The 22,908-nt window shown below is 70.1% G+C and carries 25 protein-coding genes and 1 tRNA gene; 5 read left to right on the forward strand and 21 right to left on the reverse strand.

What is annotated here, in order from left to right:
• Positions 1-175: 175 nt before the first annotated feature.
• A complete protein-coding gene (locus AC6CID_RS15405) occupies positions 176-1,204 on the forward strand; it encodes a phosphotransferase family protein (RefSeq protein WP_217579737.1) in 1,029 nt (342 codons plus the stop codon).
• A 40-nt stretch (positions 1,205-1,244) separates the two neighbouring features.
• On the forward strand, positions 1,245-1,640 hold the full coding sequence (locus AC6CID_RS15410; RefSeq protein ID WP_024101105.1) for an MmcQ/YjbR family DNA-binding protein: 396 nt from the start codon (positions 1,245-1,247) through the stop codon (positions 1,638-1,640).
• A 21-nt stretch (positions 1,641-1,661) separates the two neighbouring features.
• Here AC6CID_RS15410 and AC6CID_RS15415 read toward each other — a convergent pair whose 3' ends face one another.
• Together AC6CID_RS15415 and AC6CID_RS15420 are read right to left on the reverse strand one after the other, a co-directional pair.
• The gene (locus tag AC6CID_RS15415) at positions 1,662-2,078 is read right to left on the reverse strand and encodes a VOC family protein (protein WP_006552737.1); all 417 of its coding nucleotides are present in this window, start codon (positions 2,076-2,078) and stop codon (positions 1,662-1,664) included.
• 123 nt (positions 2,079-2,201) lie between these two features.
• A complete protein-coding gene (locus tag AC6CID_RS15420; protein WP_019289610.1) occupies positions 2,202-2,423 on the reverse strand; it encodes a hypothetical protein in 222 nt (73 codons plus the stop codon).
• On the opposite strand from AC6CID_RS15420, the gene AC6CID_RS15425 reads away from it, so the two are divergent.
• On the forward strand, positions 2,386-2,574 hold the full coding sequence (locus AC6CID_RS15425) for a hypothetical protein (RefSeq protein ID WP_350247647.1): 189 nt from the start codon (positions 2,386-2,388) through the stop codon (positions 2,572-2,574). The two genes, AC6CID_RS15420 and AC6CID_RS15425, sit on opposite strands and share 38 nt — an antisense overlap.
• Here the strand turns inward: AC6CID_RS15425 and AC6CID_RS15430 are convergent.
• A complete protein-coding gene (locus AC6CID_RS15430) occupies positions 2,501-3,517 on the reverse strand; it encodes a helix-turn-helix transcriptional regulator (protein ID WP_498354185.1) in 1,017 nt (338 codons plus the stop codon). The genes AC6CID_RS15425 and AC6CID_RS15430 overlap by 74 nt on opposite strands.
• A gap of 126 nt (positions 3,518-3,643) precedes the next feature.
• Here AC6CID_RS15430 and AC6CID_RS15435 point away from each other — a divergent pair, with 126 nt between their 5' ends.
• On the forward strand, positions 3,644-4,039 hold the full coding sequence (locus AC6CID_RS15435; RefSeq protein WP_006552734.1) for a RidA family protein: 396 nt from the start codon (positions 3,644-3,646) through the stop codon (positions 4,037-4,039).
• A gap of 516 nt (positions 4,040-4,555) precedes the next feature.
• Here AC6CID_RS15435 and AC6CID_RS15440 read toward each other — a convergent pair.
• From AC6CID_RS15440 to AC6CID_RS15525, 18 genes are all read right to left on the reverse strand, one after another.
• Positions 4,556-4,629: transfer RNA gene (locus AC6CID_RS15440), tRNA-Pro, on the reverse strand.
• A 97-nt stretch (positions 4,630-4,726) separates the two neighbouring features.
• Positions 4,727-6,157 (reverse strand): ribosome biogenesis GTPase Der, encoded by a 1,431-nt coding sequence (gene der / locus AC6CID_RS15445; protein ID WP_019289613.1) that lies wholly within the window; start codon positions 6,155-6,157, stop codon positions 4,727-4,729.
• Positions 6,154-6,816 (reverse strand): (d)CMP kinase, encoded by a 663-nt coding sequence (cmk, locus tag AC6CID_RS15450; protein ID WP_039585988.1) that lies wholly within the window; start codon positions 6,814-6,816, stop codon positions 6,154-6,156. The genes der and cmk overlap by 4 nt, the downstream gene beginning before the upstream one ends.
• Before the next feature lie 32 nt (positions 6,817-6,848).
• On the reverse strand, positions 6,849-7,988 hold the full coding sequence (locus AC6CID_RS15455) for a pseudouridine synthase (protein WP_498354186.1): 1,140 nt from the start codon (positions 7,986-7,988) through the stop codon (positions 6,849-6,851).
• A gap of 10 nt (positions 7,989-7,998) precedes the next feature.
• Entirely contained in the window at positions 7,999-8,631 is a 633-nt protein-coding gene (scpB, locus tag AC6CID_RS15460; RefSeq protein ID WP_064852432.1) for an SMC-Scp complex subunit ScpB, read from the reverse strand.
• A gap of 215 nt (positions 8,632-8,846) precedes the next feature.
• Positions 8,847-9,743 (reverse strand): segregation and condensation protein A, encoded by an 897-nt coding sequence (locus AC6CID_RS15465; protein WP_082937684.1) that lies wholly within the window; start codon positions 9,741-9,743, stop codon positions 8,847-8,849.
• Positions 9,744-9,748: 5 nt separating this feature from the next.
• Positions 9,749-10,732, reverse strand: a complete 984-nt coding sequence (locus AC6CID_RS15470; protein ID WP_064061543.1) for a ParA family protein — start codon at positions 10,730-10,732, stop codon at positions 9,749-9,751.
• 134 nt (positions 10,733-10,866) lie between these two features.
• Positions 10,867-11,838: a site-specific tyrosine recombinase XerD gene (gene xerD / locus AC6CID_RS15475; RefSeq protein ID WP_052040137.1), complete on the reverse strand. Its 972-nt coding sequence runs from the start codon at positions 11,836-11,838 to the stop codon at positions 10,867-10,869.
• A 3-nt stretch (positions 11,839-11,841) separates the two neighbouring features.
• Entirely contained in the window at positions 11,842-12,468 is a 627-nt protein-coding gene (locus AC6CID_RS15480; RefSeq protein ID WP_006552726.1) for an NUDIX domain-containing protein, read from the reverse strand.
• A 5-nt stretch (positions 12,469-12,473) separates the two neighbouring features.
• A complete protein-coding gene (gene pyrG, locus AC6CID_RS15485) occupies positions 12,474-14,228 on the reverse strand; it encodes a CTP synthase (protein WP_024101113.1) in 1,755 nt (584 codons plus the stop codon).
• 159 nt (positions 14,229-14,387) lie between these two features.
• Positions 14,388-15,338: a copper transporter gene (locus AC6CID_RS15490; RefSeq protein WP_019289621.1), complete on the reverse strand. Its 951-nt coding sequence runs from the start codon at positions 15,336-15,338 to the stop codon at positions 14,388-14,390.
• A complete protein-coding gene (gene steA, locus AC6CID_RS15495; RefSeq protein ID WP_006552723.1) occupies positions 15,335-16,519 on the reverse strand; it encodes a putative cytokinetic ring protein SteA in 1,185 nt (394 codons plus the stop codon). The genes AC6CID_RS15490 and steA overlap by 4 nt, the downstream gene beginning before the upstream one ends.
• 85 nt (positions 16,520-16,604) lie before the next feature.
• Positions 16,605-18,374, reverse strand: a complete 1,770-nt coding sequence (gene recN / locus AC6CID_RS15500; RefSeq protein ID WP_006552722.1) for a DNA repair protein RecN — start codon at positions 18,372-18,374, stop codon at positions 16,605-16,607.
• 1 nt (position 18,375) lies between these two features.
• On the reverse strand, positions 18,376-19,320 hold the full coding sequence (locus AC6CID_RS15505) for an NAD kinase (protein ID WP_006552721.1): 945 nt from the start codon (positions 19,318-19,320) through the stop codon (positions 18,376-18,378).
• Complete coding sequence (locus AC6CID_RS15510) at positions 19,317-20,141, reverse strand: TlyA family RNA methyltransferase (protein ID WP_024101115.1); 825 nt, start codon at positions 20,139-20,141, stop codon at positions 19,317-19,319. The genes AC6CID_RS15505 and AC6CID_RS15510 overlap by 4 nt, the downstream gene beginning before the upstream one ends.
• A 1-nt stretch (position 20,142) precedes the next feature.
• Positions 20,143-20,373: a hypothetical protein gene (locus AC6CID_RS15515; RefSeq protein WP_019289625.1), complete on the reverse strand. Its 231-nt coding sequence runs from the start codon at positions 20,371-20,373 to the stop codon at positions 20,143-20,145.
• A gap of 52 nt (positions 20,374-20,425) precedes the next feature.
• Positions 20,426-21,457: an HAD-IIA family hydrolase gene (locus tag AC6CID_RS15520; RefSeq protein WP_019289626.1), complete on the reverse strand. Its 1,032-nt coding sequence runs from the start codon at positions 21,455-21,457 to the stop codon at positions 20,426-20,428.
• Positions 21,454-22,011: a tetratricopeptide repeat protein gene (locus AC6CID_RS15525; protein WP_006552717.1), complete on the reverse strand. Its 558-nt coding sequence runs from the start codon at positions 22,009-22,011 to the stop codon at positions 21,454-21,456. The genes AC6CID_RS15520 and AC6CID_RS15525 overlap by 4 nt, the downstream gene beginning before the upstream one ends.
• A gap of 6 nt (positions 22,012-22,017) precedes the next feature.
• On the opposite strand from AC6CID_RS15525, the gene AC6CID_RS15530 reads away from it, so the two are divergent.
• Positions 22,018-22,884, forward strand: coding sequence for a hypothetical protein (locus AC6CID_RS15530; RefSeq protein WP_498354187.1), 867 nt, complete (start codon positions 22,018-22,020; stop codon positions 22,882-22,884).
• Positions 22,885-22,908: the final 24 nt, after the last annotated feature.

The following is a 22,908-nucleotide window of genomic DNA, read 5'->3' on the forward strand; positions in this document are numbered from 1 at the left end:
ACTGCCCCGGCGGCTAGGCGCATGCCCTGGCCGGTGTCGGTGACACCGGCCTCGAAGGGGGGAGTTCTGAATATTTATGGTTTCCGTGCAGTCCGGATTACCTGCGTGGGGTGGGAGTTCTCCGAACACGGATCCCCACCCGCGGTCATAGTGGGAGCCGACGGAAAGGAGCTCGATGAACGACGTGCCCGCCGGCCTCGACCTCGATGCGCTCGATGCCTATCTGCAGACCTCCGCCCCCGACCTGTTCTCCGGTCCCCTCCGCGCGCGCCTGATCAGCGGCGGACGCTCGAATCTCACCTACGAGGTGACCGACGGCGATCGGCGGCTGGTGTTGCGCCGTCCCCCACTCGGACACGTCCTCGCGACCGCACACGACATGGCTCGCGAGTACCGCGTCATCTCCGCGCTCGCCGGCACCGCGGTACCGGTCCCCCGCTCGCATCTGCTGTGCGAGGACGATTCGGTGCTCGGCGCGCCCTTCTATCTCATGGATCTGGTCGTGGGGACGCCCTATCGCACCGCGGAGCAACTCGAACCGCTCGGCGCCGAGCGCACGCGCGTGATCTCCGAGCGGATGGTCGACACCCTGGCCGCCCTGCACGCGGTGGACCCGGCGACCGTGGGACTCGAGGACTTCGGCCACCCCCAGGGCTTCCTCGAGCGGCAGGTGCGGCGCTGGACCACCCAGCTCGAGAACTCGCACAGCCGGGACCTCGACGGCGCCGACGAGCTGCACCGGCTGCTCGTCGACAATCTGCCGGGCGACGGCGAGGTGGGCATCGTGCACGGCGACTACCGGCTCGACAACGTTCTCGTCGACGACGACGACAAGGTGGTCGCGGTGCTGGACTGGGAGATGGCCACGCTCGGCGATCCCCTCACCGATGTGGCGTTGCTGCTGGTGTACCAGCGGCTGGCGCGGGAGAACACGGAGTTCCCCGTGTCGACGGTGTCCCGCGCTCCGGGCTTCCTCGGCGACGACGAACTGCTTGCCCGGTACGAGGCCGCCGGTGGACGCGACCTGTCGGACATGGCGTTCCACCTCGCCCTGGCCTACTACAAGCTCGCGGTGATCCTCGAGGGCATCTACTTCCGGTTCCGTCAGGGCAAGACGGTCGGCGACGGGTTCGAGGAACTCGGCCGCGGCGTCGAGCCGCTGTTGCACGCCGGTATCCATGAGCTGACGAGTCGGAAGAGTTGATCTCGCGACCGTTGTCGTAGTCGCTCGGTACGCTCCGCTCATGCCGCATCCGGTGATGTTCGACGAGGCGGATCCCCTGCTAGCTCGTGTGCGCTCGCTCGCGCTGGCCCTGCCCGGCGCCTCCGAGAAGATCTCGCACGGCCGTCCGTTCTTCTCCACCCGGACGGCCTTCGCGGTCTACGGAGGCGGCGAGAAGGGCACCCGCGCACCGTTTCCCCGCTCCCTCATCGTCAAGCCCGACGAGGAGGAGCGCCGCGCGCTGCTCGAGGAACCCCACACCTATGTGCCGATGTATTTCGGGCCGTCCGGGTGGGTCGGGTACGACCTCGCCCGTCCGGAGGTGGACTGGGACGAGGTCGCCGAACTGCTCGACATGTCCTATCGGCAGACCGCGCCACCGAAACTGGTGCGCGAGCTCGACGCCCGCCTCGGCTGACGGGCGCCGAGCGGCGCGGGTTCAGCCCTGCTGGTCGCCGATGCTGACCATCCACGACACGCCGAAGCGATCGGTGCACATGCCGAACAGATCGCCCCAGGGGGCACGCTCGAGCGGCATGTCGACGCGACCGCTCTCGCTCAGCGCGTCCCACCAACCCCGGAGCACGCTCTCGTCGTCCCCGCTGAGCGACAGCGAGAAGTTCGTGCCGGGCGTGTAGTCCATGCCGTTCGGGGTGTCCGAGGCCATGAGCACGAAGCCGCGGTCGGTGGTGAGCATCGAGTGCATCACCTTGTCGTCCTCGCTCGGATCCTGCGAGGCGTTCATGTCCGCGAATCTGCTCACCGTCAGTTCGCCGCCGAACACCGACCTGTAGAACTCCATGGCCTCGCGCGCGGAATCGCGGAATGCGAGATAGGGATTGAATCGTGTGGTCATCGTGGTCCTTTCGCGGGTGCCGCAGGGCACGGATGGTGCCGCACGAAGAATGACCGTCTGCCGACGCATTTCTCATCGTGGACGGTGCGCACCCCGCTCCGGGAGCGTTCGGCGCGATCCGTGTCAGGAGACCGCCACTGTGGCGCGGGCGTACTCGGGTCGGTCGACCAGATCGGCCAGCACGCGCCCGACCGCACGTCGCGGGACCGCCCACGACGAGACGTCGCCGTCGGACACCGTTGCCTCGGCGTCGTCGCCCTTCGGGCAATCTCCGATCGCGTACCCGACGATGCTCCGGACCGAGCGAATGGCAGCATGTCTGCGCACCACGGCTGCGCCGATCACGACGATCGCTGAGCGGGTGGGGTGGGGCGATCCGAACTTCGCTGCCCGTCAGTTTCGCCGTAGCGTGGGCGTCACTCCTAGTGGCTGTCGGGCGTTGAGCCGCGCGAAGGCTCCGCAGGTGACCGGGCAAAGCTCTCGTATCTGGCATTGAGGGTTGCCGCCCGGTCGCGGAGGGCCGCACGCAGCGACTCGGGTGCGAGGACTTCGGCGGCGGTGTCGAGCTGCCAGATCGCCCAGACAGCGTGCCGCAGGTCCTCGAAGGTCACGTCGAGACGCACCCAGCCGTCTTCCTCCGGTTCCTCGGCGCGGACAGCTCGCGCGGTGTTCAGCAACTCCTCACGTCGCGTGGGTTCGACCCTGACCAGCACAGGGATGTGGTTCTTCGACAAGAACTGGGCGCTGCGCTCGGCCCAGATGCGGTCGAGGTCAACCTGCGCGGGACGCTCGGCCAGTTCCGGAAGCTCCTCGGCGGTCACCATGCGCGAGAGCCGGTACGTCCGATCCTCTCCCGACTTGGTGGCCAGCAGGTAGGTGCGGCCGCGAACGGTGACCAGACCGATCGGATCGACGGCGTGCCAGCGGGGTGCCTTGCCCGGTGCGGTGTACTGGAAGCGAAGCTTGTGCCCGGTGAGCACGGCATGGCGGACTACGCCCATCACGCCACTCGCCACGTCCTCGGTGACCAGCCGTCGTGAGAGCAGGTCGGTGTCGGGCTCGACCAGGAACCGCCGGGCCGCATCGTCCAGGCTGGTGCGGTGGCCTTCGGGCAGCGCATCGACCACCTTGCGCATCGCGGAAGCGAGCGCGGTGCCGAGGCCGAAGACCTTCTCGCCGCGGCCCGACCCGGCGGTCAGCAGCGCGAGGGCTTCGTCATGGTTCAGTCCGGTCAGCTCCGTGCGGAAGCCGGGAAGCAGGGAAAACCCGCCGTGTCGCCCGCGATCGGCGTAGACCGGGACGCCGGCAGTGGACAGCGCCTCGATGTCGCGCAGCACCGTGCGGGCGGAGACCTCCAGCTCGCCGGCGAGCTCGTCCGCGGTCATCCGACCCCGCTGGCGCAGCAGCAGCACCAGTGAGACCAACCGATCGGCTCGCATAGTTTCATTCCTATCAAAAATCCTGACACAAGATGTCGCGTTTTGTTGGGAGGCTGAGTTTGCGGGCGTTGAGGACGGCGACCACCCGGCCGCCGGGCGCTCGCAGTCGCAACGATTGGAGTGGCAATGGAACGAACAGCGGTCAACCCGGTGACATGGTCGCAGGAGATGGGATTCAACCAGGGCGAGGTCGTCGCAGGGCACACCCGGACCCTCTACATCTCGGGGCAGACCGCGATGAGCAAGGACGGCCGGCCCGAGCACGACGGGGACATCGCGGCCCAGCTCGCGCTGGCCGTGGACAACCTCGAAGCCGTGCTCGCCGAGGCCGGCATGTCCCTAACAGACCTCGTCAGGCTCAACGTGTACACCACCGACGTGGACGCGCTGTTCCCGCACTACGGCGTGCTCGCCGGGCGGCTCGGCGCCGCGGGCGTCGCGCCCACAACCACGATGCTCGGGGTGACGCGGCTGGCGATCCCCGGTCAGATGATCGAACTCGAAGGAACCGCTGTCGCGTAACGCGGCCTTGCCACTCCTGCTGCTCGTGCCGGTCTCGCCGGCGCGAGCAGCAGGAAGATGGGGAGCATACGATGCTCACGATCATGACGATCGGGGTCTATGGCTGCGATATCGGCGCCTTCTTGGAGCGGCTGCGGGAAGCGAACGTCCGCCTGTTGCTGGAGTGCGCCGGCGCCGGGGTGCCCGGGACCCGAGTACGCCTGGACCAACTCGCTCAGGCTCCAGGCCGCCCTCGCCCAGGTGAAAATCGACTACCGGCAGGCCAACGCCCTTCTCAGCAGATCGTCTCGCGGTGCCGCGAAGTCCAAGGCACCGCGAGCCCGGCAGGGGCGCAGGCTGTGACCGCCGATCGACCGCTTCGCTGCGGCCCTGGTCCCCTTATCCACAGGAAGCCGCCGAGCCAACGTCGCGCACCGCACCGACGCGGCTGCTCGGTCGGCCGGGGGACCAGGCAAAAACGCCCCCGGGACATGACGAAGCCCAGGCGAGAAACTTACTCTCACCTGGGCGTTTACGTCGGGCTGACAGGATTTGAACCTGCGACCACTTGACCCCCAGTCAAGTGCGCTACCAAGCTGCGCCACAGCCCGTCCGCGCTCTCTCCGAGCGCTCTCAGAGATTACAACAGGAACGGACCGAAACACTAATCGGCTGGTCAGCGCGTTTTCACGACCGGACGTCGGGAGCTCACTTGCGGCGGTCGCGCTTCTCCCGCACGCGCACCGAGATCCGTACGGGACTGCCGTCGAAGTTGAACTCCTCCCGCAGGCGACGCTCGAGGAAGCGGCGGTAGCCGGCCTCGAGGAAGCCCGTGGTGAACAGCACGAAGGTCGGCGGCCGCGTGGCCGCCTGGGTGGCGAACAACACCCGGGGCAGGCGACCGCCGCGCATCGGCGGCGGAGTCGCGGCCACGACCTCCTTGAGCCACGAGTTCAGGCGTCCGGTCGAGATGCGCTTGTCCCACGACTCGAGGGCCGTCTCCATGGCCGGGACGAGCTTCTGCACGGCGCGACCGGTCTTGGCGGAGATGTTCACCCGCGATGCCCACGGCACCCGCAACAGGTCGCGGTCGATCTCGCGGCCGAGTTCGTAGCGGCGATCCTCGTCGACGAGATCCCACTTGTTGAACGCGATCACCAGGGCGCGCCCGGACTCGACGACCATCGTGATGACCCGCTGGTCCTGCTCGGTGATGGGCTGCGAGGCGTCGATGAGCAGCACCGCCACCTCGGCCGCGTCGATCGCACCCCGCGTGCGCAGGGAGGCGTAGAACTCGGCGCCGGACGCACTGTTGACGCGCTTGCGCAGACCGGCGGTGTCGACGAAGCGCCACGGCTTGCCGCCGAGCTCGACGATCGAGTCCACCGGGTCGACGGTGGTGCCGGCGATGTCGTGCACCACCGACCGTTCGTCGCCGGCGAGCTTGTTGAGCAGGCTCGACTTGCCGACGTTCGGCTTGCCCACCAGCGCGACGCGGCGAGGCCCTTCACCACCGGTACCCTCGCGGGGCGTGGCCGGCAGCTTGGCGAGCAGCTCGTCGAGCAGATCACCGGTGCCGCGACCGTGGGTGGCCGATACCGAATAGGGCTGGCCGAGTCCGAGGGACCACAGTGTCGCGGCTTCGGATTCGACACGGTCGTCGTCTACCTTGTTCGCCACGAGCAGCACCGGAGTCTTCGACCGACGCAGCACCTTCGCGACGGCCTCGTCCACGCTGGTGGCGCCCACGGTGGCATCGACGACGACGAGGATCGCGTCGGCGGTGCGCATCGCGACCTCCGCCTGGCGGGCCACGGACTGCTGCATGCCCTTCGCGTCGGGTTCCCATCCGCCGGTGTCCTGCACCATGAACCGGCGGCCGTTCCACGACGCCTCGTACGAGACGCGGTCGCGGGTGACGCCCGGGACGTCCTCGACGACGGCTTCCCGTCGGCCGATGATGCGGTTGACCAGGGTGGATTTGCCGACGTTCGGCCGGCCGACCACGGCGACGGTCGGGACCGGGACGAACTCCTCGAGGTCGCCGCCCTCGGCGAATTCGATGTCCCAGTCGCCTTCTTCCGACCACGTGCCGTCGCCGTCGAACCCGGTGTAGTCGGTACTCAGGTCGTCGCTCACAGCTTCGCTCCAGTCTGCTCGGCGACCACCGCGAGCAGCGCGGCGATCACCTCGTCGATGTTCATGTCGCTGGTGTCCACGACGACCGCGTCGTCCGCCGCACGCAGCGGGGACACCGCGCGGGTGGAGTCGAGGTGGTCGCGGCGCTGCACCGCGGCGAGGACCGCCTCGTAGTCGTCGCCGCGACCCTCGGCGATGTTCTGGTTGTTGCGCCGGTGCGCGCGGGCCTCCGCCGAAGCGGTGAGGAAGATCTTCACGTCCGCGTCGGGGAAGACGACGGTGCCGATGTCGCGTCCTTCGATCACGACGCGGTGCTCGGCGCGGCCGAGCCGCTGCTGGGCCTCGACGAGCAGGGTGCGCACCTCGGGCACGGCGGAGACCGCGGAGACCGCGGCCGTGACCTCGGCGCCGCGGATGACCTCGCGCACGTCGTCCCCGTCGAGGCGGATGTCCTCGACGGTGGGGTCGGTGCCGATCGACCACGGCAGGCCGGCGGTGACCGCGGCGATCGCGGCCGGATCGGTCAGATCGGTGCCGCGGCGCAGGGCGTGCAGCGTCGCGATGCGGTACATCGCGCCGGTGTCGAGATAGGCGGCACCGAGATGCTGCGCGAGACGCTTGGAGACGGTGGACTTGCCCGTGCCGGACGGCCCGTCCATCGCGACGACCAACGCGTCGGCCGGTGCGCCGGTCACAGCTTCACCGCCTGGTACAGGCCCCCGACCTCGTTGCGGCCGAGGACACGGAGGGTGCCGGGACGCTGGTCGCCGAGCGCCACGGGACCGATGTTGGTGCGCACGAGCCGGATCACGGGGAACCCGACCGCGTCGAGCAGACGTCGCACGATGTGCTTGCGCCCCTCGTGCAGCACGAGCCGCACGAGCGACTGGCCCTCGTGGACCTCGAGCAGCGAGAACTCGTCGACGGAGGCGGGTCCGTCCTCGAGTTCGATGCCTGCCTTGAGCTGCTTGCCGACACCACGGGCGAGCACACCCTTGACGGTCGCCAGGTAGGTCTTGGGCACCTCGAAGGACGGGTGCATCAGCCGATGGGCCAGTTCGCCGTCGTTGGTGAGCAGCAGCAGCCCTTCGGTGTCGGCGTCGAGACGACCGACGTGGAACAGGCGCTGCCCGGCGGCGACGCGTTCGGAGACGATGTCGCCGACGCACGGACGGCCGAGATCATCGGACATCGTGGACTGCCAGCCGCGGGGCTTGTTCAGCACGAGGTGCACGAGATCCTTGTTGATGACGACGCGGACGCCGTCGACCCGGATCACGGCGTTCTCCGGGTCCACGCGCAGGCCCTGCTCGACGACGATGTTGCCGTCGACCTCGACGCGACCCGCGGCGATGAGTTCCTCGGCGGCGCGGCGCGAGGCGACGCCGGCCTGGGCGAGCACCTTCTGCAGCCGCACGCCTTCACCGGCGGGCAGCTGGGCGGGGCCGGCCTCGCGATGCTGGTGCCGCGCGGGACGGGCGTTGCTCACGGTCGGAACGACGCGCTGCGCGACGCGCTTGGCGGCAGGCTTGGAGGGCTTACCGGTCGAGGTGCCCTTGCGGTGCGGTTTCCGACCGGCGGCCGGCTGTGACGGTTTGCGACCTCCGGCCGACTGGCCGGGAGTGGCCCGGCGATCGGAGCGGGGTGAGTCGGTGCGCTCCCCCGAACGGGGAGCCCCTGCGCGCCCCGAGCGGGGAGCTTCGGTGCGTCCTCCGGAACGCGGTGCTTCCGCGCGTCCCGAGCGGGATCCCCCGGTGTTGCGCGTGTTCGCGCTACGGGGATTGTTTCTTCTACGGTCCGGTGTGCCATCACGGCGAGCGGGTGTATTCACTTGGTTCCTGTCAGTTCTCTGGATCGAACTCCGCGGGCGAGAGAGTCTCGGGACGCGCGTTCCTACCCATTCTCTCAAATCGTGGGTCCGACTCGAGACTGTCGGCGATGTCGTCGATCACATCGACATCGGGCAGAAGCGGCGCCACGGGCGGCAGATCCTGCAGAGATGCCAGGCCGAGACGTTCGAGGAACAGCTCCGTGGTGACGTAGAGCGTGCCGCCGGTCTCCGGATCAGTGCCCGCCTCTGCGATCAGATCCCGCGCGAGCAGGGTGCGCATCACCCCGTCGACGTTGACGCCACGCACGGCACGGACACGGCTGCGCGTGACCGGTTGCCGGTAGGCGATCACGGCGAGCGTCTCGAGTGCGGCGCGGGTGAGCTTGGTGCGCGCGCCACCCTGCAGCAGCTTCTCGACGTAGGGCGCGAAATCGCGGCGCGTGTAGAAGCGCCAGCCGTCGCCCGCGAACCGCAGGTCGATGCCGGATCCGCGCGCGGTGAGGTCCTGTGCGAGACGCCGCAGCGCGGCCTCGGCGCGGTCGGCGGTGACCCCGATGGCGGTCGCGAGCTGCTCGGTCGGCGCGGGGGTGTCGACGACGAGCAACAGTGCCTCGAGTGCCGCAGTGAGTTCGTCGGCGGCGATCTCGAGAAGTTCACCGTCCCACGCGCGTTCCGGCGCAGCAGTGTCTTCGTCACGTTCCCGCGCGGTGTCGTCCGTGCTCCCCGGCGCAGCGTCACTCTCGGGCGCAGCGTCACTCTCGGGCGCAGCATCGTCCGCGTGCTCCCGCGCGACGGTGTCGTCCGCGTGCTCCCGCGCGACGGTGTCGTCCGCGTGCTCCCGCGCAACGGTGTCGTCGTTCACCCGTAGTCCTCCTCGAAATCGATGGCCTCCCCGTCGGTCTCCCCTGTCCACGCGACCTGCAGATGTCCGAGTGGGTCGGGTTGTTCGAAGGTGACGGCACGTTCGCGGTAGAGCTCGAGCAGCGCGAGGAACCGGGCGACGACGAGCAGTCCGAGATCGCAGTCGGCGACGAGTTCGTCGAATCCGACCCAGACGCCGGCGCCGCGGGCGCGCAGCAGGCCGAGGATGTGGGCGGCCTGTTCGGGAACCGACACCTTCGGAGTGTGCAGGTGGTCGAGGCCGACGGTCGGTGGTGGTTTCGGCCGGAACGCCGCGGCCGCGATCTCGGCGAAGCGGTGCGCGTCGACACCGAGCACGACCTCCGGTACGAGATTCTCGTAGCACTCCTCGAGCGACACCGCGCGCGGATAGCGGCGCAGGGCGGCGGCCTCGAGGGCGGCGAACTGTTCGGCGATCTGCTTGTAGGCCCGGTACTGCAGCAGACGCGCGAACAGCAGGTCGCGGGCTTCGAGCAGGGCGAGGTCCTCGGGGTCGTCGACCTCGCCGGCGGGCAGCAGCCGGGCGGCTTTGAGGTCGAGCAGGGTCGCGGCGACGACCAGGAACTCGGTGGTCTGATCGAGGCCGAGTTCGGGACCGAGTTTACGGGTGTAGGCGATGAAGTCGTCGGTGACCTCGTGGAGAGCCACCTCGGTGACGTCGAGGCGACGCTGCGAGATGAGGGTGAGCAGCAGGTCGAACGGGCCCTCGAAGTTGCGCAGGCGCACATGGAAGCCCGAGGTGGTCTCCTCGACCTCCGGCCGGTCCGGTTCGGTGGGTTCCTCGAGGACCACCGCGTCGACCTCCACATCGGGTGCCGTGCCGGTGTCCGCGGTGTCGTGGACGGGAGCGTGCACGGGGCTCAGCGACCGCTCCGGTGGATCACTTCCCGCGCGAGTGCGCGGTACGATTCGGCGCCGGCAGAGGTGGGCGCCCAGCGGGTGATGGGTTCGCCGGCGACGCTGGTCTCGGGGAACTTGACGGTGCGGTTGATGACGGCGTCGTAGACGAGATCGCCGAAGACCTCCACGACCCGCGACATCACCTCACGACCGTGCAGGGTGCGCTGATCGAACATGGTGACGAGGATGCCGGCAACGGTCAGCTTCGGGTTGAGCCGGTCGCGGACCTTGGCGACGGTGTCGTTGAGCAGCGCCAGGCCGCGCAGGCTGAAGAACTCGCATTCCATGGGGATGAGCACCGAGTCGGCGCAGGCAAGCGCGTTGACGGTGAGCAACCCCAGCGACGGCTGGCAGTCGACGAGGATGTAGTCGTAGCGGTCGAGCATCGGGTACAGGGCGCGGCCCAGGGCCTGTTCGCGGCCGACCTCGGAGACGAGCTGGATCTCGGCCGCCGACAGGTCGATGTTGCTCGGCAGCAGGTCGAGGCCCTCGACGTGGGTGCGCACGAGCACGTCGTCGGTGGACACCCGCGGTTCGACGAGCAGGTTGTGCACGGTGAGATCGAGATCGTGGTGGGCGACGCCGAGTCCGGCGGACAGTGCGCCCTGCGGGTCGAGGTCGACGAGCAGGACGCGGCGCCCGTACTCGGCGAGGGACGCCCCGAGGTTGATGGTCGAGGTGGTCTTGCCGACCCCGCCCTTCTGGTTGCACATCGCGATGATGCGGGCCGGTCCGTGGGTGGACAACGGCACCGGTTCCGGGACGGGACGGCGTGGCCGGCCGGTCGGTCCGAGATCGGGCTCGGCAGCGGTTCCGGAGGTGGTGGAAGGCTCGGTGGTGGACGTTCTGTCGGTGTCCTCGCGGCCGTGTGCGTCGACCGGGACGGTGTTCGACCGGAGGTGCTCCGGCTCCGTGTACGTGGCGGGTGGCCGAGGTGTGCCCACGTTCGGTACTCCCCCTGTCTTGCGACCCGGATGTCTTCTCGTCGACCCGTCGGGTGACCCGGCGGCTCGTCCCCAGAACGCTACCGCTTCGTCGGCAGGATCACCGCACGGACACGCGTCCCCTGCGGAGTCGGTCATCGTGCCCGCGGATGCGCCTGCGCCCATACCTCGCGGAGGGCACCGGCGGTGACCAGGGTGTATATCTGCGTGGTCGTCACAGAAGCATGCCCCAGTAACTCCTGTACCACGCGTACGTCGGCGCCACCGTCGAGCAGGTGCGTCGCGAAGGAGTGCCGCAGCGTGTGCGGCGACACCCCGACGTCGACTCCGGCGCGCTCGGCGGCGGTCTGCAGCACCTTCCACGCGCTCTGCCGCGACAGGCGGCCGCCGCGCGCGTTGAGGAAGACCGCGGCGGTGCGGCCGGTTGTCAGGGCGGGTCGTCCCCGCACGAGATAGGCGTCGAGCGCGCCGAGCGCCGGGCGTCCGACCGGGACGAGTCGCTGTTTGCCGCCCTTGCCGCGCAGCAGCACGGAGCGTGATTCGGTGTGGATGTCGTCGACGTCGAGCCCGACGGCCTCGGAGATGCGGGCGCCGGTGGAGTACAGCAGTTCGAGCAGGGCGCGGTCGCGCATGCTGCGGGGTCCGTCGGCGTCGCGGCCGGCGGCGTCGAGGATCGCGGTGACCTGGTCGACGGTCAGCGCCTTGGGCAGGCGACGCCCGGGCGCCGGGGGTTTGACGGTGCGGGCGACGTCGACCGGGGTCTGTCCTTCGGCGGCGGCGAAGCGGTGCAGGCCGCGCACGGCGATCAGGGCGCGGGCGGCCGAGCTCGCTGCCAGCGCCGGGCGGTTGCGTTCCGGGTCTCCGCGGCGCAGGCTCGCGGCGAAGTCGCTGATGTGGTGTTCGTGCACGTCGGCGAGGTCACCGATGTGGATGTCGGTGAGGTGTTCGACGTAGCGCAGCAGGTCGCGGCGGTAGGAGGCGAGGGTGTTCGTCGCGACCCCCCGTTCGACGGTCAGGTGCGCGAGATAGGCGTCGAGTTGCCCGGTGAGTGTCGGGGACGGCTGCGGAGCGACCTGCGTGGCGGGACGCTCCTCACCGGGCAGCACTGCTCACCCCTCCGCGCGCGTGCGGGCGAAGGTGGTGGGCCGGTCCGGCCACGGCGCGTCCGGTGCGCGGGTCGCGGTGCCCGTCGCGCGGGCGGTTGCGAACGCGAGGAGACCGGACACCGCGGTGGCGTTGACGATCTCCCCGCGCAGCACCATCGCCACGGCCTCGTCCACCGGGACGCGGCGGACCTCGAGATCGGCCTCCTCGTGCTCGGGTTCGGGCCGGTCGACCTCGCTCAGGCCGCGGGCGGCGAAGACGCGCACGGCTTCGTCGGTGAATCCGGGTGAGAGCGCGATGTCGACGAGGAGTTCCCAGTCGGCGGCGGCCAGGCCGGTCTCCTCGGCGAGTTCGCGGCGGGCGGTGTCGAGGGGGTCCTCGCCGGGTGCGTCGAGCAGCCCGGCGGGCAGTTCCCACAGTCGCCGGCCGAGCGGGTGCCGGTACTGGTGCACGAGCACCACCCGGTCCTTCTCGTCGACGGCCACCACCGCGACCGCACCGTGGTGTTCGACCACTTCGCGTTCGGCGGTGTGCCCGTCGGGCATCGCCACGTTGTCGACGCGCAGCGACACGATGGCGCCCGTGTAGATCCGCCGGCTGTCCAGGGTGCGGAAGTCGTGTCGCTGCGCCATGTCGACTACTCGGCGTCGCCGGCGGTGGACGTCGACGCGGTCGAGCCGACCGATTCCTCGGAGGTGCTGTTCTCGCCGTGGATGTCGACCGGGAGTCGCTCAGCCGCCTTGTACTGCAGTGCCGCGGCAACGAGGCCGGAAAACAGCGGGTGCGGGCGGGTGGGCCGGCTCTTGAGTTCCGGGTGCGCCTGGGTGGCGACGAAGAACGGATGCTGCTCGGCCGGGTACTCGACGAACTCGACGAGCCGCCCGTCCGGGGAGGTGCCGGAGAACACCAGACCGGACTTGGCGATCTTGTCGCGGTAGGCGTTGTTGACCTCGTAGCGGTGCCGGTGCCGTTCGGAGACCTGCTCGCTGCCGTAGGCCCTGGCCACGACCGAGCCCTTCTTCAGCGTGGCCGGGTAGGCACCGAGACGCATGGTGCCGCCGAGATCGGCCTCACCGGCGACCGCCTGTTCCTGGTCCGCCATCGTGGAGATCACCGGGGCGGTGGTGTCGGGATCGAACTCGGTGGACGACGCGTCCTCGATGCCGACCGACCGCGCGGCCTCGATGACGACACACTGCAGGCCCAGGCACAGGCCGAGCAGCGGGATCCGGCGGGTGCGGGCGAACCGGATGGCGCCGAGCTTGCCCTCGATGCCGCGGATGCCGAAGCCGCCGGGGATCAGGACGGCGTCGACGTCGCCGAGGTGCTTCTCGGCACCGGCCTCGGTCTCGCACTCGTCGGAGGCGACCCAGCGGATCTTGACCTTCGCGCGGTGCGCGAAACCGCCGGCGCGCAGCGCCTCGGTGACCGACAGGTAGGCGTCGGGCAGGTCGATGTACTTGCCGACGAGCGCGACCTCGACGGTCTCGCGGGGGTTGTGGACCCGCTCGAGCAGGTTGCCCCACACGGTCCAGTCGACGTCCCTGAAGGGCAGGCCGAGCTGGCGCACGACGTAGGCGTCGAGTCCCTCGCTGTGCAGCACCTTCGGGATGTCGTAGATGCTCGGCGCGTCGGGGCAGGAGATGCAGCCGGCGACGTCGACGTCGCACATCAGCGAGATCTTCGCCTTGAGCGAGGCCGGCACGTCGCGGTCGCAGCGCAGTACGAGCGCGTCGGGCTGGATACCGATGTTGCGCAGCGCGGCCACCGAGTGCTGGGTCGGCTTGGTCTTCAGCTCACCGGACGGCCCGAGATAGGGCACGAGCGAGACGTGCAGGAAGAAGCAGTTGTCGCGGCCGACCTCGTGGCGCACCTGGCGGGCGGCCTCGAGGAAGGGCTGCGACTCGATGTCGCCGACGGTGCCGCCGATCTCGGTGATCACCACGTCGGGGGTCTGGCCCTCGGAGTCGGGTGCGGCCATCGCGAGGATGCGGCGCTTGATCTCGTCGGTGATGTGCGGGATGACCTGCACGGTGTCGCCGAGATATTCGCCGCGGCGTTCCTTGGCGATGACCGTGGAGTACACCTGCCCGGTGGTGACGTTCGCGTCGGCGGACAGGTCGCGGTCGAGGAAGCGCTCGTAGTGGCCCACGTCGAGGTCGGTCTCGGCGCCGTCCTCGGTGACGAAGACCTCACCGTGCTGGAACGGGTTCATCGTGCCGGGGTCGACATTGAGGTACGGGTCGAGCTTCTGCATCGTCACGCGCATGCCGCGTGCGGTGAGCAGAGTGCCCAGGCTCGACGCTGTGAGCCCCTTGCCGAGAGAGGACGCGACGCCCCCGCTGACGAAGATGTGCTTGGTAGGGGTACGCGAGTGGCGTGACTGTGGCAAAGAAGCTCCCGTGACGTCAGGTGCAGGACTTTTGGACTGATGCGATACAGCTGGGGCCTGCCGACCCACGGAACTTCACGGTAACACCTCCGTGGGCGGGCGCGTACCCGACTCGCGATTGCCGACCCCCGGTGCAATCGACGTCACAGGCGGCGACGCTCAGCGGGCCGGGGAGCCGACGGTGACGGCGGTGGCGCTCGGCCCCGTCCCGTACCGGCCGGTGCCCCCGTCGTACTGCTCGCGCAGCGCCAGAACCGTCGTCAGGCGCCCCGATTCGCGGTCGAGATTGTCGACCGTGGACAGGCCCGCGGCGAGCGCGGCGTCGGCCCGCACGACGGCGATCGGTCCGTTGCCCTCCGCTGCCCCCGTGCGGCCGGCGAGCACCGCGCCGGCGCCGCGGCCGTCGACGACTCCGGCGAAGCGCGCGATGAGCGACCCGCGATTGCCGGCGCGTTCGGCGTTGCCGCTGTGGTCGCCGGTGACAACGAGGGCGCTCTGGGCCGGTTCGACCTGACCGTCCTCGTAGGTGACGAAACCGCCGCTGCGCAGCGTGGTCAGGGCGAGGGCGCGTTCCTCGGGGGTGCTGCGCGGTTGCCCGGTGCCCGGGTCGACGAGCAGCACCGCGCCGAGCAGATCCCCGGCGAGACTGCCCGGGTCGACGGCGCCGGTCTGCAGTTCCACGCCGGCGGGCACGACGTTGGTGACGGTTGTGCGGAGCTGGTCGGTGCCGGAGGCGTCGACGAACGAATCGGTCAGCGCGATCCGGGCGGTGACCCGGCCGCCGGCATCACCGACGGACCGCACGACGGCGTCGACGTCCTCGGGTGCGGCGTCCGGGGTGGTCACGAGAAGGACGGTGCGGTCAAGGAGTTCGTCGCGCACGATCCGCGGGCCGACGGTCGAGTCGAACCCGTCGGCGGCGAGCAGTTGTGCCTCGAGCCGGCTGCCGTGGTCCTCGGCCTCCTGGATCTCGCGGCGCAGCTCGGCCTTGTCGTCGCGCAAACCGGAGACGACGCTGTCGGCCAGCAATCCGGAGCCGAGCACGATCCCGACCGCCAGGCCGAGGAACACCGCCACCAGGGAGACGACGTGATGGCGCATCGAGATCACGCGCGCAGACCCCGAATCCACTCGACGGCGGAGTCCCACCACTGCCGGGCGAGTTCGACGACGTCGGCACCGAGATTGGACACGGCGAGTGCGGCGATCACGGCGATGAGGGCCGCGAAGACGAGCAGGGCGATCACGCCGCCCGAGACGCGGCTGCGGTAGAGGGTGGCCACCGCCTTCGCATCGACGAGTTTCGGCCCGACCTTCAGACGGGTCATCACCGCCGACGGATTGGTGTCGCGACGGCCGTGGTCGAAGAACTCGTCGAGCGAGACAGTGCTACCGACAGTCACCACCAGCGCCGCACCGTGATGCTCGACGAGCAGCAGCGCCAGGTCGGTGGGGGTGCCGACGGCGGGGAAGGTCATCGCGCCGATGCCGAGATCCTGTATCCGCTCGAGACCCGGGGCGTGGCCGTCCGGGTCGGCGGGCAGCACCACTTCGGCGCCCGATTTGAGGGTGGAAGTGCCGATCTCGTCGGGGTCGCCGACGATGAGGTCGGGGCGATAGCCCGCCTTGGAGAGGGCGTCCGCGCCGGGGCCGACGCCCACCAGGATCGGTGAGTACTCCTTGATGAACGGCTTGAGATCCTTGAGGTCCTGCACATGCCCGGGGCCGTCGGAGACGACGACGACGTGCCGGTCGCGCAGGTCCAGGTCGATGTCGGGGATGCCGACGCCGTCGATGAGCAGCGGGCTCTCCGAGCGGATGAACTCGATGGTGTTGCCCGAGAACGCCTCGAGGTGATCGACGAGCCCGGTTCGCGCCTCGATCATGCGGTCGGAGATCTCGATGTCGGTCTGCTCGTCGCCCTCGATGAGCAGCTTCTCCCCCGCGTACACGCCACCCTCGTGCACCCGGACCTTCGCGCCGTCCTTGATCTTCTTGAAGACCTCGGTGCCGACGTTGTCGACGAGCACGATGTCGTGCGCGACGATCACTTCGGGACCGAGATTTGGGTACCGGCCCGAGATCGACGGGGACGCGTTGATCACCGCGGTGACGCCCGCCTCGACGAGCGCGTCGGCGGTGACACGATCGAGGTCGATGGCGTCGAGGACGACCACGTCGCCGGGACCGATCCGGCGCAGCAGCTTCGCGGTGTTCCTGTCGACCCGGGCAATGCCACTCACTCCGGGCAACGTTTCGTTGTTACGGGACAGCAGCGCCGGCATCTTCATGCAAGAGATGATGCGCCGGTATACGAGTGAGGTTGTGGAGGCGCGCCGGTAGTCGTGTGAACATCACCCCGGCGCGCCGGGCGGGTCAGCCGGTGCGCTCGGCGTGGGCGACGGCCAGCAGTTCCTCGGCGTGCGCACGTCCGGTCTCGGTGTCGTCGAGACCGGCGAGCATGCGGGCCAGTTCGGTAACCCTCTCCTCCTCGCTGAGGGTGCGCACCCCGCTGCTGATCACCCCGGCCCGGTCGTCGACCTTGTCGACGACGAGATGGGTGTCGGCGAACGCCGCGACCTGCGGCAGGTGCGTGACCACGATGACCTGGTGGGTGCGCGACAGGCGCGCGAGACGCCGGCCGATCTCGACGGCGGCGCGGCCACCGACCCCGGCGTCGACCTCGTCGAAGACCATCGTCGCGCCGCGCTCGGAACCGGCGAGCACCACTTCGAGGGCGAGCATGACGCGGGAGAGCTCACCGCCGGACGCGCTGCGGGCGAGCGGGCGGGCCGGGGCGTCGCTGTGCGGAGCGAGCCGGAACTCCACCTCGTCGATCCCGGATTCGCCGGCGTGCAGGAGCCGGTCGCCGACCGACAGCGGGGCGGTGTCGCTCACGGTCGCAGCGCGGTCGGCGATGTGCACGTCGAGCACGGCGCGCCCCATCGCGAGGCCGGACAGTTCCTTGCTCACGGCCTTCGCGAGTTTGCCGGCGACCTTGTGCCGCGCCGCCGACAGCGCGGTGGCGGTCTCCGCGGTCGCGGCGGCCTCCGCGTCGACCTCGGCGGCGAGCTTGTCGATCGCCTCCGCGGAGACGTCCAGGCCGGACAGGCGTTCGCGGGCCTCGCGCGCCCACTCGAGCACGCCGTCTATGTCGGCGGCGTACTTGCGGGTGAGGTTCTTCAGTTCCGCCTGCCGGTTGAGCAGGGTCTCGAGCGCGCTCGGGTCGGACGGCAGATCGGACAGATAACCGGAGATGTCGCCGGTGACGTCGGTGACCACCGCGATCGCCTCGCCGAGGCGGGGCCCGAGCTCGCGCAGGGCGGGATCGTCGCAACCCTCGAGGCGGGCGCGGGCCTCGCCGAGCAGGTCGAGTGCCGCCGAGTACGCGTCGGCGTCGCCGCTGTCGTCGCCGGCGAGGGCGTTGTGCGCGACGGTGGCCGCCTCGCGCAGCGAGTCGAGGTCGGACAGGCGCCGCACCTCGTCGACGATGCGGGTGTCCTCCCCCGGTTCGGGTGCGACGCGGTCGATCTCGTCGAGACCGAAGTGCAAGCGATCGGCCTCCTGCGCGAGCTCACGCGACCGTTCGGTGCGTTCCTGCAGTTCGGCGCGGGCCTCGAGCCAGCGGCGTCGCCGGGTTCGGTAGCGGTCGAGCAGACCGGCGACGGTCTTGCCGCCGAACCGGTCGAGCGCGGCGCGCTGCTCGTCGGGACGCAGCAGCCGCAGCTGGTCGTTCTGGCCGTGCACGGTCAGCAGCGGCCCGGTGAATTCGGACAGCACCCCCACCGGCACGCTGCGTCCGCCGAGGTGGGCGCGGGAGCGGCCGTCGCTACCGACGGTGCGCACGGCGATGATGCTGCCGTCCTCGTCGCGCTGGGCGCCGGTGGCCTCGAGCAGTTCGGCGATCTGCTGTTCGATGTGGCTGGGCGCCGGTTCGATCTCGAAGCGTCCTTCGACCACGGCGCGGTTGGCGCCGACCCGTACCCGGGAGGGGTCGGCGCGCACCCCGGAGAGCAGATGCAGGCTCGTGACGACCATCGTCTTGCCGGCACCGGTCTCGCCGGTGAGCACCGTCAGTCCCCCGTGGAAGCGCGCGTACGCCTCGGAGATCACACCCAGGTTGTCGATCCGGATCTCTGCGAGCATCTCAGAGTTTCCTTCCCCGCCAGCCCTTCACCGGAAGTTCGAACTTGCGCACCATCCGATCCGCGAACGGTGCCGAATCGAGCCGCACCCAGCGGACCGGATCGCATCCTCGCACCACTTCGAGCCGGGCCCCGGCCGGGACGTCGATGATGCGGCGACCGTCGCAGAAGACCACCCCGTCGTGGCCGCCGGCGAGGGTCTCGACGGCGATGATCGACTCGGGGCTGGTTACCAGCGGGCGCGCGAACAGAGCGTGTGCGTTGCTCGGGATCACCAGCAGCGCTTCGAGTTCGGGCCAGACGATCGGTCCGCCGGCCGAGAAGGCGTAGGCCGTCGATCCCGTCGGGGTGGCGACGAGGACACCGTCGCAGCCGAACGACGAGACCGGACGACCGTCGACCTCGAGCACCACCTCGAGGACCCCGAGCCGCGACTTGTTCTCGAGACTCGCCTCGTTGAGCGCCCACCCGCGGTCGAGGACCTCGGCGTCCATGCGCACCGTCACGTCGAGCGTCATGCGTTGTTCGACGCGGTACTCGCGGCGCACCACCTGCATGAGCGCTTCCTCGAGGTGTTCGGCCTCGGACTCGGCGAGGAAACCGATGCGGCCGAGGTTGATCCCGAGGACGGGCACCGCCGAGTACTGCGCGAGTTCGGCGGCCCGCAGGAAGCTGCCGTCTCCCCCGAGGACGATCACCATCTCGCAGCCGGCGGCCGCCTCCGGTCCCGGTTCGACGACGCTGATGAAACTGCCCGGCAGGGCGAGGACGCCGAGTCCGTTGCTCACCGCCTCGTCGTCGAGGGTGCGCAGACCGATACCGGCCTCACCGAGCATCTTGGCGACCCGCAGCGCGGTGCCGGCGATCTCGTCGCGCCCCGAATGGGAGACCAGCAGGATCTCTCGGCCCGATCGCACCGCGCCCTCCGCGGCGGTCTCTTCGCTCACTGTGGTCCTTCCTGCACCGCACGCTCGATCAGTTCGACCACCGCAGGGTCGAGTTCCGCCGGCCCCGGCTCTCCGGCCCGCAGCCACAGGAAGTACTCGACGTTCCCGGACGGTCCGGGCAGCGGACTCGCCACCGCTCCGAGGGTGAGCAGACCCTGGCGTTGCGCTTCGCGCGCGACGTCGAGCACCGCCTCGGTGCGCAGCGCCGGATCGCGCACCACGCCACCGCTGCCGACCCGGTCCTTGCCCACCTCGAACTGCGGTTTGACCATCGGCAGCAGGTCGCCGCCGGGGGCGACGCAGGCGACGAACGCCGGCAACACCAACTTCAGCGAGATGAACGACAGGTCCGCGACCACCAGGTCGACACGCCCGTCGATCGTCTCCGCGTCGATGCTACGCACATTCGTTCGATCGATCACGTGGACACGCTCGTCGGACTGCAGGCGCCAGATCAGCTGGCCGTAGCCGACGTCCACTGCGACGACCTCCGCGGCACCCTCGTGCAGCAGGACATCGGTGAAACCGCCGGTCGACGCGCCGGCGTCGAGGCAGCGACGCCCCGACACCTGCAACCCCTGCGGCGTGAACGCCTCGAGGGCGCCGAGGAGCTTGTGGGCACCGCGGGACGCCCAGGAGACCTCGTCGCTCCCCTCGGTGACGATCAGCGGCGTGTTCGGTTCGACAGCGGTCGCCGGTTTGGAGGCCACGGTGCCGGCGATCAGCACCCGACCTGCGGCGATCAGTTCGCTGGCGTGCTCGCGTGAGCGCGCCAGACCCCGCCGCACCAGTTCCGCGTCGACGCGTGCCCGGCGTGCCACGTCAGATCTTGTCCACGGTCGACAAAGCCTGCACGAGGACCTCGTGGGCTCGTTCGAGCAGGTCGGCCTGCTCGAGCAGCACGGACTGATCGGCGCTCTCGGCACCGGGGACGGATGCGCCCTCGCGGACACGCGCCAGCAAAGCGTCGACCTCCTCGCGGACGTGTGCGGGATCGACGGTGGGGCGTGCGCCGGGAAGGTGTTCGCCCGGACGTGGAATCGGCGTGCTCATCGCCGTCCACGCTAGTCGATGGATGCGACCGGGCTACACCCTCCGGTGCGGATCAGACCGTCGCCGCCCACGCGTCCACGACGGACCGCGCCCGCTCGTCCACCGGACGGACCTGTCCGAATCCGGGGTTGGCCCAGGCGATGTCGAGCAGACCCCGCAGCGCCTCCATCGGATCGGCGGCCGACGGCGCGGCGGCGAGGTGAAGATCACCCCCGTCGACCGTGACGTCCCACGAGTCGTGCGATGCGACACGGAGCCGGTCGGCCGGCTGATCGAGACTCGTGAGCGAGGCCGCGACGTAGGTCGGGCGCTGCTCGGCCGGAGCCCGCAGCAGATCGTCGACGGTGCTGACCCCGGTCAGCACGAGCAGGGAATCCGCACCGACGGCGTTGGCGCCTTCGATGTCGGTGTCCAACCGGTCACCGATGACGAGAGGACGACGGGCACCGCCGCGACGGATCGCGTCCTCGAGCAGTGGAGCTGCGGGTTTGCCCGCCACGATCGGGGTCGCGCCGGTGGCGTTGTGCACCGCCGCGACCATCGACCCGTTGCCGAGGACGAGTCCGCGCTCGGTCGGCAGAGTCGAGTCCACGTTGGTGGCCACCCACAGAGCGCCTGCGCGGACGGCGAGCGTCGCCTCCGCCAGGATCGCCCATCCGGTGTCCGGGGAATGCCCCTGCACCACCGCCACCGGATGCGCGTCCGCGGACCGAACCGGGGTGAGGCCGACACCGGCCACCTCCTCGGCCAGGGCCTCGGTGCCGACGACGAGCACCGGCACACCGGCCGGGAACCGCTCGGCCAGCAGGCGCGCAGCGGACTGCGAGCTCGTCACCACCGACGAGTCGTCGGCCGGGAAGCCGAGTTCTCGCAGGTGCAGGGCGACCTCCGACGGCCGGCGGCTGGCGTTGTTCGTCACGTACAGAACGGTGTCGTCACCGGCGGCCAGCGCCTCGCGGGCACCCGGGACGGGTTCGGCGCCCCGGTAGACGGTGCCGTCGAGGTCGAGCAGCAGGACGTCGTAGATCCGACGCAGACTGTCGCTGGAAGCCGTACTGCCCGAAACGTCGGTGCCGTCGGTCACGGCGACTCTCCGGTGAGCTCCTCCACCCGCTCCTCGGCGTCGGTGACGCCTTCGATGTCCGCGCCTGCGGAGTGCAGGAACCATTGCAGGCCTTCTTCGGTCCGCCCGGCGGCGACGAGAGCGTCGGCGTAGGCGTAGAAGAGACGGGCAGCCGGTGTACCGGTCCGCTCGGGGTCGAGATCGGGCGTCTGCAGGGTGACGACGGCCTGGTCGTACTGACCGAGATCCATGCGGGCACCGGCTAGGACAATCCGCAGCTCTGTCGCCTCGTCGCCGGTCAGCTTGCGAGCTTCCTCGCTCCGGCCCAGTTCGAGCGCCTTCTCGGGGCGACCGAGACCGCGTTCGCAGTCGGCCATCACGGCGAGCAGTCCGGTACCACCGGACATGCGACGTGCTGCGCGGAGTTCGGACAGCGCCTCCGCCCACTCCCCGGCGTGGTAGGCGGTGATGCCGGCGGCCTCGCGGACGACCGCGATACGGCCGGCGCGCTGACGGGCGGCGCGAGCATGGGTGAGCGCGGCGCGAGGATCGTCGTCGAGCAGACGACCGGCCATCACCAGATGCCGGGCGACGGAGTTCGCGTTCGACTTGTCCAGGCTCAGCAGATCGCGGCGGATCGTCGGGTCGAGCTCGGATGCCTCGACGTCGTCGGGGATGTCCGGCTCGTCCGGACGTGCATCGCGACGCTGCGGTGCGACGCCATCGCGCCCGCGACCCGGACCGAATCCACCTTCACCGCCACGACGACGGGGTGCTCCCTCGCCACGACGGTCACCGGACTGGGGGCCACGGCGGTCGCCGGAATAGCCTCGCCGGTCGCCGCCACCTCGCTGGTCACTGCCTCGCTGGTCGCCGCCACGACGATCGTCGCGGTTGCCGTAGCTGCACTCACCGCCGGGACGGTCCGAACCCTGACGGGGACGGTCGCCGTACTGCCGACCACGCTCGTCGCCGCGGCTCGACCGGTCATCGCTGCGGCGGGGGCGGTCGTCGCCTCCGGAACGTTCGCGGTAGGGACGGTCGCTGCGACCGGAACGAGCGTCGTCGCGGCCGCGATCCCGGCGGTCTCCGCCCTGGAAGGAACGGCGGTCGTCGCCACGCTGGGAGCGCCGATCGTCACTGCGCTGGGGGCGCCGATCGTCACTGCGCTGGGGGCGCCGATCGTCGCTCCGGTGCGGGCGCCGATCGTCACCGCGCTGCGGACGGTCGTCTCGTCCGGACGAACGTCCGGCGGATCCGTAGCCACCACCCTGCCGGCGGTCGTCGCCGCGTCCACGCTCGTCGCGGTCGCGGGGTGCGCGCTCGTCGCGGCTGTCGCCGGCGCGTTCCTCGCGCTCGTTCTTGCGGCCCGACCACGGAGTGGATCCTCCACTCCTGAAGGACCGACGTTCACCGTTGCCGTCGGACACAGAAAAATCCTCTCATGAAAACACGAAAGGGGACCCAAACGA

The sequence above is a fragment of the Rhodococcus sp. GQ147 genome (assembly GCF_059759155.1).

Excerpts from the sequence above, each read along its gene's own strand:
- AC6CID_RS15405 (WP_217579737.1), top strand. The coding sequence starts at position 176 with ATGAACGACGTGCCCGCCGGCCTCGACCTCGATGCGCTCGATGCCTAT.
- AC6CID_RS15410 (WP_024101105.1), top strand. The coding sequence starts at position 1,245 with ATGCCGCATCCGGTGATGTTCGACGAGGCGGATCCCCTGCTAGCTCGT.
- AC6CID_RS15415 (WP_006552737.1), bottom strand. The coding sequence starts at position 2,078 with ATGACCACACGATTCAATCCCTATCTCGCATTCCGCGATTCCGCGCGC.
- AC6CID_RS15425 (WP_350247647.1), top strand. The coding sequence starts at position 2,386 with ATGGCAGCATGTCTGCGCACCACGGCTGCGCCGATCACGACGATCGCT.
- AC6CID_RS15430 (WP_498354185.1), bottom strand. The coding sequence starts at position 3,517 with ATGCGAGCCGATCGGTTGGTCTCACTGGTGCTGCTGCTGCGCCAGCGG.
- AC6CID_RS15435 (WP_006552734.1), top strand. The coding sequence starts at position 3,644 with ATGGAACGAACAGCGGTCAACCCGGTGACATGGTCGCAGGAGATGGGA.
- cmk (WP_039585988.1), bottom strand. The coding sequence starts at position 6,816 with ATGGACGGGCCGTCCGGCACGGGCAAGTCCACCGTCTCCAAGCGTCTC.
- AC6CID_RS15480 (WP_006552726.1), bottom strand. The coding sequence starts at position 12,468 with ATGGCGCAGCGACACGACTTCCGCACCCTGGACAGCCGGCGGATCTAC.
- steA (WP_006552723.1), bottom strand. The coding sequence starts at position 16,519 with ATGAAGATGCCGGCGCTGCTGTCCCGTAACAACGAAACGTTGCCCGGA.
- recN (WP_006552722.1), bottom strand. The coding sequence starts at position 18,374 with ATGCTCGCAGAGATCCGGATCGACAACCTGGGTGTGATCTCCGAGGCG.
- AC6CID_RS15515 (WP_019289625.1), bottom strand. The coding sequence starts at position 20,373 with ATGAGCACGCCGATTCCACGTCCGGGCGAACACCTTCCCGGCGCACGC.
- AC6CID_RS15525 (WP_006552717.1), bottom strand. The coding sequence starts at position 22,011 with ATGGCCGGTCGTCTGCTCGACGACGATCCTCGCGCCGCGCTCACCCAT.
- AC6CID_RS15530 (WP_498354187.1), top strand. The coding sequence starts at position 22,018 with ATGCCGGGCGACGGAGTTCGCGTTCGACTTGTCCAGGCTCAGCAGATC.